Consider the following 15,053-nt stretch of genomic DNA (forward strand, 5'->3'; position numbering starts at 1 on the left):
GCGTGGACAGCTGCATCAACAGCGGCTCGACAGGCGAAGGTTCACACGACTTCGCGCGCGCTCGGCGTATCGTTAAAACGGATGAATTTTCATCCGTTTTTCGTTTGCGCCCCAGCCAAAAAAGCGCGCACTTCGTGCTGTACACCCGTCTGAACCAACTGCCGCATGCGCGGCTGGGCGTCGTGGTGGCCAAGCGCTTTGCGCCGCGCGCCGTCACCCGCAACACGATCAAGCGCGTGACCCGCGAGCTGTTCCGCACCACCGGCCTGCCGGCCATCGATTGCGTGGTGCGTCTGGCCAAGCCGGTCAACAGCAAGGACGGACCAGCCACCACTGCAAAGCTGAAGGCAGCCTTGCGGGTGGAATTGACGCGTCTGTTCGCCGCGCAGGCCAAATTGGCCTTGCCTTCATCGCCGCCGCCTCCACCTAGGTCGCCATGAAAACCGTGCTCCGCTTCCTCTTGCGCTTTTATCAACTGGCCATCAGCCCGATGATGACGCCGAGCTGCCGGTTTTATCCGACCTGCTCGAACTATGCGCTGGAAGCGCTGCAGGTCCACGGCGCCGGCAAGGGCAGCTGGCTGGCCGTCAAGCGCGTCTGCCGTTGCCATCCGTGGAACGACGGCGGGGTCGACCCGGTGCCGCCGGCCAAATCGAATTCTTCAACGACCGCTTGCGGTTGCAACCACTCCTGAAAATACCTAATGGATATCAATCGTAAAACCATCCTGTGGATCGTGTTCGTGGTGTCGACGTTCCTGCTCTGGAACAATTGGCAAGTCTCGAACGGGAAGCCATCGATGTTCGCGCCACCGCCTCCGGCCCAGGCCGCCAAGGCGCCTGACGCGAAGAAATCCGACGCACCCGCCGCGGCCAACGCCGCCGGCGCCGTGCCAGGAGCGGGCGCTGCCGCCGCGACCGACGCTGTGCCGTTCAAGGCCGAGCGCATCACCATCACCACCGACGTGATCCGCGCCGACATCGACACCCAGGGCGGCGTCATCAAGCGCCTGGAACTGCTGAAGTACAAGGAAAACGGCCACCCAGGCTGGTTCGGCGGCTGCGGCGGCCTGTTCGAGTGGTGCAAACCAGGCGACAACAGCAAGAACGTGGTGCTGTTCGACGTGGACGCCGGCACGGGCAAGACCTACCTGGCGCGTACCGGCCTGATCGGCGCTGGCCTGCCTAACCACGACAGCGGCTTTGTGGCCAAGCCGGGCGCGCGCATGCTGAACGACGCGAACCAGGTCCAACTGGTGCTGGAATCGGAATCGGGCGGCGTCAAGCTGACCAAGACCTTCACCTTCAAGCGTGGCGACTATGTCATCGATGTACGCCACGACGTCACCAATACCGGTACCGCGCCGGTGGCGCCGCAGCTGTATCTGCAGCTGGCGCACGATGGCAACAAACCGGCTGGCGATTCGTTCTTCAACAGCAGCTACACCGGTCCGACGCTGTACACCGAAGAAAAGCACTACGAGAAGCTGAAGTTCGAGTCGATCGCCAAGGAAGCCAAAGCTGCCCGCGAAACGGGCAAGCCGATGGTACAGGATCACGCTATCAAGGCGGACAACGGCTGGATCGCCATCTCGCAGCACTTCTTCGTCTCGGCCTTCGTGCCGCAACCTAAGCTGATGCACGATATCGAGACGACCGAGATCGGCACCAACCTTTACGGCATAGCGATCAAGCAGCCGCTGGGCACCATCGCGCCGGGCGCGACCGTCAGCAACGACGCCAAGCTGTTCTCCGGTCCGCAGGAAAACGCGCTGCTGGAGCCGGTCACGCCGGGTCTGGTGCTGGTGCGCGACTACGGCTGGCTGGCGATGATTGCCAAGCCGATGTTCGCCGTGATCAACTACATCCACTCGCTGCTGGGCAACTGGGGCTGGACCATCATCGCCTTCACCATCCTGATCAAGCTGCTGTTCTTCCCGCTGTCGGCTGCCGGTTACCGCAGCATGGCCAAGGTCAAGCTGGTGACGCCGAAGATGCAAGCCATCCGCGAGCGCTACAAGGGCGATCCGGCCAAGATGAACCAGGCCACGATGGAACTGTACAAGCAGGAGAAGATCAATCCGCTGGGCGGCTGCCTGCCGATCCTGGTGCAGATGCCGGTGTTCATCTCGCTGTACTACGTGCTGCAGTCGGCGGTGGAAATCCGCGGCGCGCCGTGGATGGGCTGGATCACCGATCTGGCGCAACATGACCCGTATGCGATCCTGCCGGTGCTGTACGCGATTTCGATGTTCATCACCACCAAGCTGAATCCGGCGCCTGCCGATCCGATGCAAGCGAAGATGATGCTGTTCATGCCGCTGGCGTTCTCGGTGATGTTCTTCTTCTTCCCGTCCGGCCTGGTGCTGTACTGGGTGGTGAACAACGTGCTGTCGATTGCTCAACAGTATGTGATTTCCAAGAAATTCGGTACGCCGGCGCCTGCCAAGGCTTAATTGCCGCAAGCTGTTGCTTTTAAAGCCCGCGTTGAACGCGGGCTTTTTTTATCTAATACAATCTGTCATATGAACATCGACTCTTCCCCTATCGCCGCCATCGCCACTGCACCAGGACGCGGCGGCATCGGCGTCGTGCGCGCCTCCGGCAAAAACCTGCAAGCGTTGATCGGCGCGCTGTTCGGCGGCGACGCGCTCAAGCCGCGCCACGCCACCTACATCCCGTTCAAGCAGGCCGACGGCAGCATCATCGACCAGGGCATCGCCATCTGGTTCAAGGGCCCGAACTCGTACACCGGGGAAGACGTGCTGGAACTGCAGGGCCACGGCGGCCCGGTGGTGCTGCAAATGCTGCTGGCGCGCGTGCTGGAGGCCGGTGAAGACCTGGGCCTGCGGCTGGCCGAGCCGGGCGAATTCACGCGCCGCGCCTACCTCAATGACAAGCTCGACCTGGCGCAGGCCGAAGCGGTGGCCGACCTGATCGACGCCTCGACCGAAGCGGCGGCCAAATCGGCGTCGCAATCGCTGTCGGGGGCGTTCTCGAAAACCGTCAACACGCTGGTGGGCAGCGTCACCAACCTGCGCATGCTGGTGGAAGCGACGCTGGATTTCCCGGAAGAGGAAATCGACTTCCTGGAAAAATCCGACGCGCGCGGCCAGCTGAAAGGCATCGTCGAAGCGCTGGAGCAGGTGTTCAGGCAGGCGGCGCAAGGCGCGCTGCTGCGCGAAGGGCTGAACGTGGTGCTGGTGGGCCAGCCGAACGTCGGCAAATCGTCGCTGCTGAATGCGCTGGCCGGCAACGACGTCGCCATCGTCACGCCGATTGCCGGCACCACGCGCGACAAGGTCACCGAGACCATCCAGATCGAAGGCATTCCGCTCAACATCATCGACACCGCCGGCATCCGCGCGCCAGAAGAGGCGATCGACGTGGTCGAGCGCATCGGCATCGAACGCACCTGGAGCGAAGTGGCCAAGGCCGACGTCATCCTGCACCTGCTGGATGCCGACCACGGCCCGTCGCGTTCGGACGAAAACATCACCGCCGCCTTCCCGGAAGGCGTGCCGGTGCTGCGCATCTGGAACAAGATCGATCTGTCGGGCCACAAGCCGGCGGTGGACGTGATGGAAGACGCCACCCACATCTACCTGTCGGCGCACGACCACGTCGGGATTGATTTGCTGCGCAAGGAACTGCTGCGCATCGCCGGCTGGCAGCAGACGGGCGAGTCGCTGTACTTGGCGCGCGAACGCCACCTGATCGCCCTGAAAAACGCCGGCGCCCACCTGGCGCGCGCCGGCGAGCATGCCGCGCAAAACGACCAGTCGCTGGACCTGTTCGCCGAAGAACTGCGCCTGGCGCAAGTCCAGCTGTCGAGCATCACGGGCGCCTTCTCCTCCGACGACCTGCTGGGCGTCATCTTCAGCCGCTTCTGCATAGGCAAGTAATGGTTGAGTTCACGCAAAGGGCGCCAGCCTTTTGCGTGACAAATTGGCGGTTTGGAGCGCAAACCATCATGCCAACTTTAATGTCAATTTCCGGGGTGCGAGTTGTTATTTATCTGAACGACCATCGCCCGGCACACGCGCATCTCCTCGGTCCTGATCACAAAGCAGTGATAGACTTGCATTGCCCTGGCGGCCCTCTGTCGCTGCGCTGTGCGTGAAATGGAGGGTGATTCATGGACATTACTGATAGCGAGTTTGAAGCAGCCAACCGGCGTGGTGCCGAGATGCTTGCCAAATTCCCAGCCGCTGTCGCCGTACGATACGACAGCGCCAGCGCGCGGCTGATTATCCTGTTGTCGAATGGCCAGCATATCGCTGTAGCGCCGCCAGCTATTCGTGGCCTTGAAAAAGCGCAGCCGGAGGATCTGATCGATGCGCAGATCAGTCCCTACGGACAGGGCATATATTTCCCAAAGATTGATGCCGACATTTATTTGCCGGCACTGTTGCTTAGTACGGCGAGCCCGTGACGTCGAGTTTGAGTTGCCAGACGGCGCCGGCGCCGGTGATGTAGAGGGTCTTGCCGTCAGCGCCTCCGAAGGCGGCGTTGGTGACGTTGGCGTCGACCTTGATCGTGGCGATGTGCTTGCCCGCCGGCGTGAACACGCGCAGCCGCTTGTCGGTGTGCTCGCTCACGTAGATGTTGCCGTAGCAGTCCACCGCCATGCCGTCCGGGATGCCCAGCGGACTGACCAGGTCCTTGCCCTGCTGCGGCTGGCCGTTGACGATCGGGTAAGCGCGCAGCACGCCGTGGTCGCCCACCATGCCGTTCACGTACAGCACATCACCGTTCGGCGACAGCGATACGCCATTCGGATTTTGCAGCGTGTCATCCACCACCGTGATCTTGCCATCGTTGCCGACACGGTAGACGCGCGTCTTGTCCTGGCCGCCCGGCGCGGCGGTGCGCTGAAAGTCCGGATCGCTGAAGTACAGCGTGTCGTCCGCCGCCAGCGCCATGTCGTTCGGCGAGTTGAAGACATTGCCGTCGAACTTGCTGACCAGGTCGCTGCGCTTGCCGTCCAGCGTGAACAGCGACACCGACTTCCACTTGTGCGTGGCGGCGATGATGTTGCCGTGGCCGTCCGTCGCCAGGCCGTTGCTGCCGCTGTCCTCGATCGCCACGCTGACCTTGCCGCTGGCGTCCAGCTTCATGATACGCGACGGGAAGCCAGGACCGAAGGTGAAGTCGGAGAAGTACAGCGCGTCCTTGACCCACACCGGTCCCTCGTACAGGCCTGGCTCGCTGCGGGTGGGATTGGCGGCGGCGATGCGCGTCGCCGTCAGTTCACCGGACGGCGCCTTGCCGCTGCACGCCAGCGGCGCGGACACCGCATACGGCGCGGCCAGCACGGCCGCCAAGATCAAGCTACTGCGTAACATCATGCTGCATTCTCCTGTTGATGACGATAGACGATGACGCAGTCGCGCCCGGCTTTTTTCGCAGCATACAGGCAACTGTCGGCGGCGGCCAGCATGGCGGCGGCATCGGCCAGCTTGTCCTTGTCGAAGGTGGCCACGCCGATGCTCATGGTGACGTGTGGCCGCGTCGCCGCCGGCGAGTGGGTGATGGCCAGCGCGCCGATCCGCGCGCGGATGGTTTCGGCCACCTGCGCCGCCTGCTCGCTGCTGGTGTCCGGCAATACCGCGCCGAATTCCTCGCCGCCGTAGCGCGCCGCCAGGTCGGCCGGCCGTTGCAGCGTGGCGGCGAAGGCTTCGGCCACCAGCGTCAGGCAGGCGTCGCCCTGCTGGTGACCGAAGTGGTCGTTGTAGGCCTTGAACGAGTCGATGTCCATCAGCAGCAGCGACAGCTGGCCTTCGTTGCGCAGCGCGCGCCGCAGCTCGCGGTCCAGCGCGACGTCGAAGTGGCGGCGGTTGGCGATGCCGGTCAGGCCGTCCACATACGATTGCGCGCGCAGCTGTTCGGCCTGGCTGCGCAGCTGGCGCTCGCGGCCGACGATGGTGCTGATGTCGCTCACTTCGATCAGGCAGTAGCGCTCCTTGCCCTCGTTGAACGGTGTCACCGACACCGCCTGCTCGACGCGCTCGCCGCCCCAGGTGCCGGCCGGATAGAGCGGAAACGGCGACGGATTGAGCGCCGGCGACAGCTGCTGCGGCAGGTTGCTCTGCATCGCGCTGTGCACCGCCTGCTCCAGCCGCTGGCCGCGCAGTTCGCCGTACAGGTCGAACAGATCCTGTCCCTGCACGCGGTGCGCGGATTTGCCCGAACGGCTGGCCATCCACTGGTTCCACATGACGATGCGATGCTCGGTGTCGAGGACGATCAGTCCCAGTTGGGCCAGCCCGAGCACGCGCGCGGACAACGGGGGGCTAACCGGGGAGCTTGCGTGTTCTGACATGCTTGATTTCCTGGTGGGAAGAATAATCGTGTCACGATTATAAGGGCAGCGGTCAGCCTTGCAGCACTATCGCTTCGCCCTTTTTCATTGAAAATATTGGAGCGGGTGGTGGATGTGGCCGTCGCATTTAACCTGCTATTATTGATCGTCGCAAACGGCTGTGCGGTTTCAGGCAACCGTTGAGAAATCTCATGTCCGTGGCAATTCCGCTGAAGTAATCTTGCAACTTACCTGTGCTTGGCCTGGAAGGAGGGGATCGTGGAACCGATACAAGAAAGCGTCCCGGATGACGGCGCCGGCATGCCGCCGCCCGCCGCGGCGGCGTCCGCCCCACCGGCGCGCACACGCCAGATGCTGCCGCCCAAGGGATCGTGCTGGTATTGCGAAAAACCGCTGGATAATGTGCGTCGTTTTTGCGACAAGGAATGCGCCGACGCGTTTGACGAAGAGAAGGAATTCACCCGCTAGCGCGGCAGGACTGTCAGTCCAGCGTCGCCTGCAAGGTCGCCAGCGCCGTTTCAAAATCGAACTGGTGCGCCGCTTCCGTCACTTCCTGAAATACCTCCACTCCCAGGCTTGCCGCCAGCACCGTGGCCGATTGCTCCAGCACATCGATCGCCGCGCCATCGCCTTCATCCAGCAGTCGTACCAGATGCAGCAACAGCATGCGCGTTTCGGGCATCGCCGCCGCAGCGTCCTGCGCGTTGGCCGCCAGCGTCTGCTGCGGATCGCCGTCCAGCACCTCGTCGATGGCCAGCACCAGGGCGCGCAGCGCCAGTTCCAGCTGCGCCAGCGGCGCCGACCATACGCGGTCCGGTCCGGCGCACAGCGGCTCCAGCTGCGCCGCCAGCAGATACACCTGCTGCGCGCCGATCATGCCGGCCGCGCCCTTGAGCGTGTGGATGATGTGCTGCGCCTGGCCCGGTTCGCCCTCGGCCAGCGCCTTGCGCGCCTCGCAGCCGCTGTCGGGATAGCGCTGGCGGAAGCGGCGCAGGATTTGCAGATACAGCTCGCGGTCGCCCATCAGCTGCTGCAAGCCGGTTTCCACTTGCAGGATATGGCCGCCTGCGGGCGACGTGGTCAGGGGAGGAGTCGAGGTCATCGGGCGCTGTTCTGCTGAAGGTATTACCCGCTAAGATAGCAGACGCGGCCGAATGCACAGTTAAAATTGTGCAACATCTCTTGCTTTATTTGGTGGTGAACGACCAGCTGTAGCTGACCGCCGCGCCGCCCACCGAGCCGCTGAAGCTGACGTCGTAGGTGGTGGCGCTTTTGAGCGCCGCCAGCGGCACGATGGCGGCCGCGGTCCGGGTGGTGCCGGCGGTGCCGGCGGCATAGCTGAGTAAGCGCGTACTCAGCGCGGAACCGCCATGTGGCGCCACGGTGAAGCTCTGCACCACCACGGCGCCGGCGTTGCCGCCGTAGCCGTCGCCGTGCACGCTGATCGGATAGCCGACCTCGTTCTGGCCCGGCACCGGGTCGGGCGATTCGCTGTCGCTGAAGAAGTTGACCGGGACATTGGTTTGCTTGTCTTTTGGATACGTGACGAAGCGGCCGGCGCCCAGCCCGCTGTAGCTGTCGACCACGCCGAAGTCGGCGGTGAAATAGGTGGTGCCGCCGCTGGCCGTCGCGGCGCCCGTGCCCAGCTCGCGGAACATCGGCTCGAAAATGACGAAGCGGTGGTAGATGGCGGTGATCAGTTCCTCGGCCTGGTAGAAGCCGGAGTTGTTGCTGGTGGCGGAAATGACCTCGCCGGCGGCGAAGGTGCGGTTGACCAGCGTGTAGCCGGCGGCGTTCAGGCGGTCGACCAGACCGACGCCTGTAAAGCCGGGCAGTCCCGGCGTCTCTTCGTGGGTGATGGTGTTGTTCAGGCGCTGGTAGTCGGAATGCGCCTGCGCCGCCTTGGCGATCAGGTCATTGCGCGACAGCACCGACAGGCCCAGCTGCGCACGCCGGTAGTTGATCCAGTTGAAACCGTCGGTGGCGGTACTGCCCGTCATGGTGGGCGCGCCCGGCTCCTGCGTCAGCGGCGGCATGGTGGTGGTCGGGCCGGTAACGGCGACATTGTCGCTGCCGCCACCACCACCGCAGGCGGCCAGTAACGACGCGATCAACAGCCCTGCCAGCGCTAGCCGCCATTTCTCCATGATCCACTCCCAAGCCATGCGGGGATTTTATGCCAGTTTTCCAAACCGCCGCACGCGTTAGGGATGTGCTAAAAATGGTAAGCTTGCCCTTTATTTAGAATTGCACCGCTTTGAAGCCATTACACCATCCGCGCATGCAGCGCGCCAAGTTTGCTTTGCCCAGCATGGTCACGCTGATGTCGATCGCCTGCGGTTTCGGCAGCATCGTCATTTCCGTCGACAACGCCTTTGTCGGCGATCCCGGCGACTACCGCCTGGCCGCCGTGCTGCTGGTGCTGGCCGGCGTGTTCGACGCGCTGGACGGCCTGGTGGCGCGCGCCACCAACACCACCTCCGATTTCGGCATGCAGCTCGACTCCATCGCCGACGTGATGAACTTCGGCTGTGCGCCGGGCCTGCTGCTGTACTGCTACGGTTTCCAGCTGCTGGGCGCGGACCATCCGACGCTGCTGCGCATGGGCGGCATCGCCAGTTTCTTCTTCGTGGCGTGCGGCGCGTTGCGGCTGGCGCGCTTCAATGTGAATGTGGGACGCACCGATCCGCGCTATTTTGTCGGCATGCCGATCACGGCCGGCGCGGCCTGCGTGGCCTCGGTGGTGGTGGCGTGGCCGAATCCGTCGTCGACGGTGCTGCACGGCGCGCTGGTGGTGCTGCTGCTGTTCGTGGTCGGCAGCCTGATGGTGTCGACCGTGCGCTTCCCCAGCTCCAAGCAGAAGAAAAGCTGGGGCGCGCTGGTGGTGCTGCTGATTAACCTGGGCCTGCTGGCATGGCTGCAGGTGTCGTACTTCGTGCTGTTCTTCCTGGTCTACATCGTCGGCACGCTGGCGCTGAACGCGGCGTGGAAGACCGGCTGGACGGGTGTCGCCCCGCCGGTCGTGTACGACGACGAAACCTGATCACGCCACTTCGTGGCCGCGTGCCGCGCGCAGGATCTCGAACCACTGGCTGCGGCTCAGGCTGAACTGGGTCGCTTCCACCGCTTCCCTCACCGCCTGGATGCGGCCCGAACCGGTCAACGGCACCGGGCGGCTCGGCAGCTGCATAATCCACGCAAACACCACGCTGCCGAACGGACGTTGCAGTTCGTCGGCCACCTTCTGGATCGCCGCGCGCACGCGCACGCCGGTGGCGTCGTCGCTGCTGAACAGGCGGCCGCCGCCCAATGGCGACCAGATCATCGGCGCCACGCCCAAATCCTGCAGGCCGTCGAAGGTTTCGTCGAACATCGGCGCCACGTACAGCGGCGAGAATTCCACCTGGTTGGTGGCCAGCGGAATGCGGCGGTTCAGGCTTTCGAACTGGTGGCGGGCGAAGTTGGACACGCCGAAGTGCTTGACCTTGCCGTCTTTTTTCAACTGCTGGAAGGCGCCGGCGATCTCGTCAAAGTTCATCAGCGGGTCCGGACGGTGGATCAGCAGCAGGTCCAGGTGGTCGGTGCGCAGCTGGCGCAGCGAGTTCTCGGCCGAGGCGATGATGTGGCTGGCGCTGGTGTCATAGTGCTGGATGGTGTGCTCCGGGCGCGCCTCGTTGACCAGCTTGATGCCGCATTTGCTGACGATCTGCATCTTGTCGCGCAGCGCAGGCTGCAAGGCCAGCGCTTCGCCGAAGGTGGCTTCGACGCCGTAGCCGCCGTAGATGTCGGCGTGGTCGAAGCTGGTGACGCCCATGGCCAGCGCCTGCTCGATCCACTCGACGCGCTGCTGCGGCGTCAGGTTCCATTCATTCATGCGCCACATGCCGGCCACGATGCGCGACAGCGTCAGGCCGCCTTGGTAGGTGACGAGGGAAGGGCAGGAGAGATCGGTCATGTGAAAGCTTTCCAAGGTTAGTAAGAGGCAAGAATTATAGTATGATCGGCAGGTACGCCAGACCGAAACCGGAGAGATCAACGTGGGATTTTTATCGTTTCTGAAGTCGAAGTCCGAACCTGACCCATCGCCCGCCCCGGCGCCCGCCGGCGCCCCTGCCGCTGCCGAGGAGCAGCCGCCCCAGCCATCCGTTATCATCACCCGTGCCGAAATCGTCGACAGCCAGCAGCGGCTGGCCGGCTACCGTTTCAATGCCGCGCTGCCGGCGCCGGAACTGGTCGATGCGCTGGTGGCGGCCCAGGTGCCCGAGTTCGCCCAGGGCCGCATCGCGCTGGTGCCGATCGGCGCCGGCGCCGTGGCCGCCGGCCTGCACCTGCCGTTGGCCGCGCCGCATACCGTTTTCCTGCTGGACCGCGAAGCCGCCGCCGCCGTGCCGGCACTGCGTGCCGCCGGCGCCAGCATCGCGCTGCACGGCTTCACGCTGGGCGAGGCGGACGCCGACCTGCTGTCGCAGGCCGACATGGCGCTGCTGCACCTGGGCGAGCATCCGCTGACCGAACTGCAGGGCTTCTGCAAGCAGCTGCACCTGCGCCATCCGGAACTGAAGCTGGTGGTCGACGGCGTCGAATCCTGGGACGAGCAACGCATGTGCGCCTCGTGGGGCGCCAGCTATTTCATGGGCCAGTTCCTGACCACCAGCGACGAGGTCGATCCGGACGCCAAGATCGATCAAAGCCGCATGACCTCGATCGAGCTGCTGAATCTGCTGCGCACCGACGCCGAGCTGCCGGCCATGATCGAGGTGGCCAAGCGCGATCCCGGCATGACCTACCAGGTGCTGCAATGGGCGAATGCGCCGGTCAACGGCCAGGCCACCAAGGTGACCAGTCTGCAGCAGGCGTTCATGGTGCTGGGCCGCAACCAGCTGTATCGCGGGCTGACGGTGTCGATGTTCCGCATGGGCACCAGCGCCAACAAGGACCGCGACGAGTCGCTGCTGGAAGTGGCGCTGACCCGCGCGCGTTTCCTGGAAACCTGCAGCACGCTGCCGCAGGCCAAGCGCGATGAATTGTTCCTGGTGGGCTTGCTGTCGCTGTTTGATGTGCTGCTGGGGGTGCCGATGGCCAATCTGGTGGACAAGATGCATCTGTCGGACGACATCCGCGAGGTATTGCTGGGCAATGAGAGCGTCTACAGCCCGTATCTGACCATGGTGCTGCTGCTACAGCGCGACAAGGTGGAGCAGGCGCTGGCGATTGCGGAAACGCTGGAGATCGATATCGACCGCCTGGCCGAGGTGGGCCAGGCAGCCTTCAAGTGGGCGCAGGAGTCGATGCATCACACCGGCGCCGACTGAGTTATTTCAGCCAGAGACGGATCGAATCCCAGGCGCGGCCGAAGATCGAGGCCTGTTCGACCGTCTCCAGCGCCACCACCGGCAGTTCCAGCATCGGCTTGCCATCGACCACCATCTTCAGGGTGCCGACGCGGCTGTTCTCGGCCAGCGGCGCGACCAGCGGGTCCTTGCGTTCCAGCGCCGGCTTCATCTTGCCTGCCACGCCCTTCGGCACGGTCACCATCACGTCGTTGGCAAAGCCGATCTTGACCGCGTTCTTCGACCCCTTCCAGATTTCCGGCGTGGCGATCGCCTGGCCCTTGGAGTACAGCTTGACGGTATCGAAGTTCTGGAAGCCCCAGTTCAGCAGCTTCTGGCTTTCCTGCGTGCGCACCTGGTCCGACGAGGTGCCCAGCACCACCGAGATCAGGCGGCGTTCGCCGGCGCCGTTCGGACGGTGCGCCGAGGCGATCATGCAGTAGCCGGCCGCTTCGGTGTGGCCGGTCTTCATGCCGTCCACGGTCGGGTCCAGCCACAACAGACGGTTGCGGTTCGGCTGCGTGATCTTGTTGTAGGTGAAGGTCTTCACCGAGTCGATCTTGTAGAACTCCGGATAGTCCAGGATCACGCGCTTGGCCAGCACCGACAGGTCTTGCGCGGTGGAGTAGTTTTCCGGCGACGGCAGGCCGTGCGGATTGGCGAAGTGCGTCGAGGTCAGGCCCAGGCGCTGGGCTTCCTTGTTCATCAGCACCACGAAGGTGGCCTCGTCGCCGGCAACGGCTTCGGCCAGCGCGACGGCGGCGTCGTTACCCGACTGCACCATCAGGCCGTACAGCAGGTCGTTGATGCTGACCGGCGTGGCCGGATCGATGAACATCTTCGAACTGCTGGTGTCGACTTTCCAGGCCTTGGTGGAGACGTTGACCATCTGCTTGAGGTCGATCTTCTTGTCGCGCAGCGCGCCGAAGACCACGTAGGCGGTCATGATCTTGGTCAGCGAGGCCGGTTCGACGCGGGCGTTCGGATCTTGCGAGGCGATGATCTGGCCGCTGGTGGCGTCCAGCAGCAGCCAGGACTTGGCGGCGATGGTCGGGGCCGGCAGCGTTTGCGCCACGGCCGAGGTCATCAACATCACACTGGTGGCCAGTGCCGCGATAATTTTCTTCATGTGATCTGGTGTAAAAGTTAAAAGCCCGATGATTATAGTGGCTTAATCCGCGCTTGCGGTGTCCGTTTCAGCTTCGGTTAAGCCGCCACGGCCCCACAGCTGCATGACCCAGCGCTTGATGTGGCCGAGCTTGCGGTGGAAGAAGTGGTCGGCGCCGGGGATGACGATGACCGGAATGTCCTGCGGCCGCAGCCAGTCCAGCACGTCGCGCAGCGGAATGGTGTCGTCCTGTTCGCCGTGGATCAGGATGGTGTCGGCCGGGATGTCGGCCATTTCCCATTTCTTGGCGGCGGCGCCGACCAGCACCAGGCGCTCGGCCGGCGTGCCGGCGGCGGCCAGGCGCTTTGCCAGGTGGGTTTGCACAAAGGTGCCGAAGGAGAACCCGGCCAGCGCCACCGGCAGTGCCGGATATTTTTCCGTCATCCAGTGGTGCACGATGGCCATGTCGTCGGTTTCGCCGAGGCCGTGGTCGTGCACGCCTTCGGACTGGCCGACGCCGCGGAAGTTGATGCGCGCCACCACGTAGCCGAGGCCGACGAAGGTGCGCATCAGCGTCACCGCCACCTTGTTGTCCATGGTGCCGCCGTACAGCGGATGCGGGTGCGCTACCAGGGCCACGCCGCGCGGCTCGCTCTCCGGATAGTCGATGACGCCTTCCATTTGGCCGGCGCCGCCGGCCAGGGTGAATTTTTCGCTCTTGTTCATGGGGTTCAGATCTTCAGACGTTCGACGACCTGGCCGTTGACCAGGTGGCTGTCGATGATTTCATCGATATCGCTGGTGTCGACATAGGTGTACCAGGTGCCTTCCGGGTAGACCACCAGCACCGGGCCTTCTTCGCAGCGGTCCAGGCAGCCGGCCTGGTTGATGCGGACCTTGCCGTGGCCGTTGATGTCGAGTTGCTTGCAGCGTTTCTTGGCGTGTTTTTGCGCGACTTCGGCGCCGTGGTCGCCGCAGCTGTTGCGGCCGTCGTCACGCTTGTTCATGCAGAAGAACACGTGGTGCTTGAAGTAGGGGGTATCGCTCATGGCCGTGCCTCTTGAAAGTCGTAACCGCTATGATACCTTGGCCGCGTTCAGCTTGTGGGACGGCAGCCAGAGGAACCAGACGGCAAAAAACGGCCACAGCAGCGACAGGAACTGCGCCGCGCCATTGAAGTTCAGGAACTTGCCCTGGACCCATGTTTGCAAAGTGGCCACGAAATACGGGTTGGCCGGCGTGATATTGATGATGGCCAGGCCCAGCAGCAGGGTGGTGATCGCCAGCCGCCGCTGCGCCACGTGCGGCGCGTAGGCCAGCCCGGCCAGCATGATGGCGCCGATCAGGAAGCCGCCCTCGGCGCCCGGCGTGATCCAGACAAAGGCGTTTTCCGGCGAGAACAGCAGCGCCGTCGCCAGGCCCTTGACCAGCACCGAGGCGGCGATCATGGCCGCCACCATCAGCCCGCGCGGCGCCGGCTTGCGCAGCAGGCACAGCAGGGTCAGGCCGGCGCCCACCATGCCGCAGGCGGTGATGATGGTTTCCGACAGCCAGTATTGCTCCACCGTCAGGTCGACGTCCGGGCGGATCAGGCCGGCCAGGTCGATGTCCATGTCCAGCAGCTGCGACAGCCAGTCCGACAAAATCGGCAGCAGCTGGCCCAGGCCGTACAGGAAGTTCTGCGGATAGATCTGCGCCAGCGGCCACAGCGCCAGCAGCACCAGCCCCTGGCTGGCGTGCGGCGCGAACCAGGCCTGGCGCAGGCGCTGCAGCTGGCTCTGGTCGAGCAGGCGGCGCACGGTCAGCACGCCGATCAGGCCGCCGATGGCGCAGCCGACCGCGTTGGTGTAGAAGTCCAGGTTGGAGGAGACGCGCGTCGGCAGGTAGGTCTGCACCGCCTCCATGGTGCCGGACACCAGCAGGCCGCTGGCGGCGGCGATCAGCAGCGCCCACAGGTTTTTGATGCGCGGGTACAGCGCGTACACGATCAGCGTGCCGAGCGGGATGTAGCCGACCACGTTGGTGATGGCGTCGAACTTGGTCCAGTAGCGCGGCATGCTGGTCGTTTCCAGGAAGATCAGCGGCGACAGGCCCTGGTTGTGCCAGCCGGAGAAGGGGAACCAGCTGGCGTAGATGATCAGGAACAGATAGGCCAGCAGCGCCGCGCGCGTGATCGGCGACGAGCGGGTGGCCGGCGTCACCGGCGGCTTGGCGTCCGCCGGCGGTGCGGCAGCTTGCGCCGGCGTCGGCCCTGGTGTGGCGGCAGGCGCTGGAGCGTCCGCCGGGGGCGG

17 protein-coding genes are annotated in these 15,053 nt (G+C 64.3%); 8 read left to right on the forward strand and 9 right to left on the reverse strand.

Features of this window, described 5'->3' with window-relative positions; translation table 11 throughout:
- The first annotated feature begins 14 nt into the window (after positions 1-14).
- The 5 genes from rnpA to GJ695_RS23270 all read left to right on the forward strand — a co-directional run bounded on the left by rnpA (position 15) and on the right by GJ695_RS23270 (position 4,434).
- Positions 15-440: a ribonuclease P protein component gene (gene rnpA, locus GJ695_RS23250; protein WP_166455325.1), complete on the forward strand. Its 426-nt coding sequence runs from the start codon at positions 15-17 to the stop codon at positions 438-440.
- Positions 437-694, forward strand: a complete 258-nt coding sequence (gene yidD, locus GJ695_RS23255; protein WP_154368997.1) for a membrane protein insertion efficiency factor YidD — start codon at positions 437-439, stop codon at positions 692-694. Before rnpA ends, yidD begins: the two co-directional genes overlap by 4 nt.
- Before the next feature lie 9 nt (positions 695-703).
- Positions 704-2,455, forward strand: coding sequence for a membrane protein insertase YidC (gene yidC / locus GJ695_RS23260; RefSeq protein WP_154369000.1), 1,752 nt, complete (start codon positions 704-706; stop codon positions 2,453-2,455).
- 69 nt (positions 2,456-2,524) lie between these two features.
- Complete coding sequence (mnmE, locus tag GJ695_RS23265; RefSeq protein ID WP_154369003.1) at positions 2,525-3,904, forward strand: tRNA uridine-5-carboxymethylaminomethyl(34) synthesis GTPase MnmE; 1,380 nt, start codon at positions 2,525-2,527, stop codon at positions 3,902-3,904.
- A 233-nt stretch (positions 3,905-4,137) separates the two neighbouring features.
- On the forward strand, positions 4,138-4,434 hold the full coding sequence (locus tag GJ695_RS23270) for a DUF2442 domain-containing protein (RefSeq protein ID WP_154369004.1): 297 nt from the start codon (positions 4,138-4,140) through the stop codon (positions 4,432-4,434).
- On the opposite strand, the gene GJ695_RS23275 is transcribed toward GJ695_RS23270, so the two are convergent.
- Positions 4,415-5,350 (reverse strand): SMP-30/gluconolactonase/LRE family protein, encoded by a 936-nt coding sequence (locus tag GJ695_RS23275; protein WP_154369006.1) that lies wholly within the window; start codon positions 5,348-5,350, stop codon positions 4,415-4,417. The genes GJ695_RS23270 and GJ695_RS23275 overlap by 20 nt on opposite strands.
- Positions 5,347-6,324: a sensor domain-containing diguanylate cyclase gene (locus GJ695_RS23280; RefSeq protein ID WP_154369008.1), complete on the reverse strand. Its 978-nt coding sequence runs from the start codon at positions 6,322-6,324 to the stop codon at positions 5,347-5,349. Before GJ695_RS23280 ends, GJ695_RS23275 begins: the two co-directional genes overlap by 4 nt.
- A 258-nt stretch (positions 6,325-6,582) precedes the next feature.
- On the opposite strand from GJ695_RS23280, the gene GJ695_RS23285 reads away from it, so the two are divergent.
- On the forward strand, positions 6,583-6,792 hold the full coding sequence (locus GJ695_RS23285) for a hypothetical protein (RefSeq protein ID WP_154369010.1): 210 nt from the start codon (positions 6,583-6,585) through the stop codon (positions 6,790-6,792).
- Positions 6,793-6,805: 13 nt separating this feature from the next.
- Here the strand turns inward: GJ695_RS23285 and GJ695_RS23290 are convergent, their stop codons facing one another.
- Both GJ695_RS23290 and GJ695_RS23295 read right to left on the reverse strand, forming a co-directional pair.
- A complete protein-coding gene (locus GJ695_RS23290) occupies positions 6,806-7,426 on the reverse strand; it encodes an Hpt domain-containing protein (RefSeq protein WP_154369013.1) in 621 nt (206 codons plus the stop codon).
- A gap of 85 nt (positions 7,427-7,511) precedes the next feature.
- Positions 7,512-8,471 carry a CAP domain-containing protein gene (locus GJ695_RS23295; RefSeq protein WP_229260633.1) on the reverse strand — a complete coding sequence of 320 codons (960 nt, stop codon included), beginning with the start codon at positions 8,469-8,471 and terminating at the stop codon, positions 7,512-7,514.
- Between the two features lie 134 nt (positions 8,472-8,605).
- On the opposite strand from GJ695_RS23295, the gene pssA reads away from it, so the two are divergent.
- Positions 8,606-9,367 (forward strand): CDP-diacylglycerol--serine O-phosphatidyltransferase, encoded by a 762-nt coding sequence (gene pssA / locus GJ695_RS23300; RefSeq protein ID WP_154369027.1) that lies wholly within the window; start codon positions 8,606-8,608, stop codon positions 9,365-9,367.
- Here the strand turns inward: pssA and GJ695_RS23305 are convergent, their stop codons facing one another.
- Positions 9,368-10,279, reverse strand: coding sequence for an aldo/keto reductase (locus tag GJ695_RS23305; RefSeq protein ID WP_154369017.1), 912 nt, complete (start codon positions 10,277-10,279; stop codon positions 9,368-9,370).
- Positions 10,280-10,361: 82 nt separating this feature from the next.
- Here GJ695_RS23305 and GJ695_RS23310 point away from each other — a divergent pair, with 82 nt between their 5' ends.
- Positions 10,362-11,636: an EAL and HDOD domain-containing protein gene (locus GJ695_RS23310; protein ID WP_371866591.1), complete on the forward strand. Its 1,275-nt coding sequence runs from the start codon at positions 10,362-10,364 to the stop codon at positions 11,634-11,636.
- A 1-nt stretch (position 11,637) separates the two neighbouring features.
- Here GJ695_RS23310 and GJ695_RS23315 read toward each other — a convergent pair whose 3' ends face one another.
- The 4 genes from GJ695_RS23315 to GJ695_RS23330 are packed head-to-tail and all read right to left on the reverse strand — an operon-like array spanning position 11,638 to position 14,963.
- Positions 11,638-12,783: a D-alanyl-D-alanine carboxypeptidase family protein gene (locus GJ695_RS23315; RefSeq protein WP_154369019.1), complete on the reverse strand. Its 1,146-nt coding sequence runs from the start codon at positions 12,781-12,783 to the stop codon at positions 11,638-11,640.
- A 42-nt stretch (positions 12,784-12,825) separates the two neighbouring features.
- Positions 12,826-13,488, reverse strand: coding sequence for an alpha/beta hydrolase (locus tag GJ695_RS23320; RefSeq protein ID WP_154369021.1), 663 nt, complete (start codon positions 13,486-13,488; stop codon positions 12,826-12,828).
- A 5-nt stretch (positions 13,489-13,493) separates the two neighbouring features.
- Positions 13,494-13,811: a (2Fe-2S) ferredoxin domain-containing protein gene (locus GJ695_RS23325; RefSeq protein ID WP_110845716.1), complete on the reverse strand. Its 318-nt coding sequence runs from the start codon at positions 13,809-13,811 to the stop codon at positions 13,494-13,496.
- Positions 13,812-13,838: 27 nt separating this feature from the next.
- The gene (locus tag GJ695_RS23330) at positions 13,839-14,963 is read right to left on the reverse strand and encodes a VanZ family protein (protein WP_166455327.1); all 1,125 of its coding nucleotides are present in this window, start codon (positions 14,961-14,963) and stop codon (positions 13,839-13,841) included.
- Positions 14,964-15,053 lie beyond the last annotated feature (90 nt).

Source organism: Duganella alba, assembly GCF_009674495.1.
In the GTDB taxonomy this organism is placed as follows: domain Bacteria; phylum Pseudomonadota; class Gammaproteobacteria; order Burkholderiales; family Burkholderiaceae_D; genus Rugamonas; species Rugamonas alba.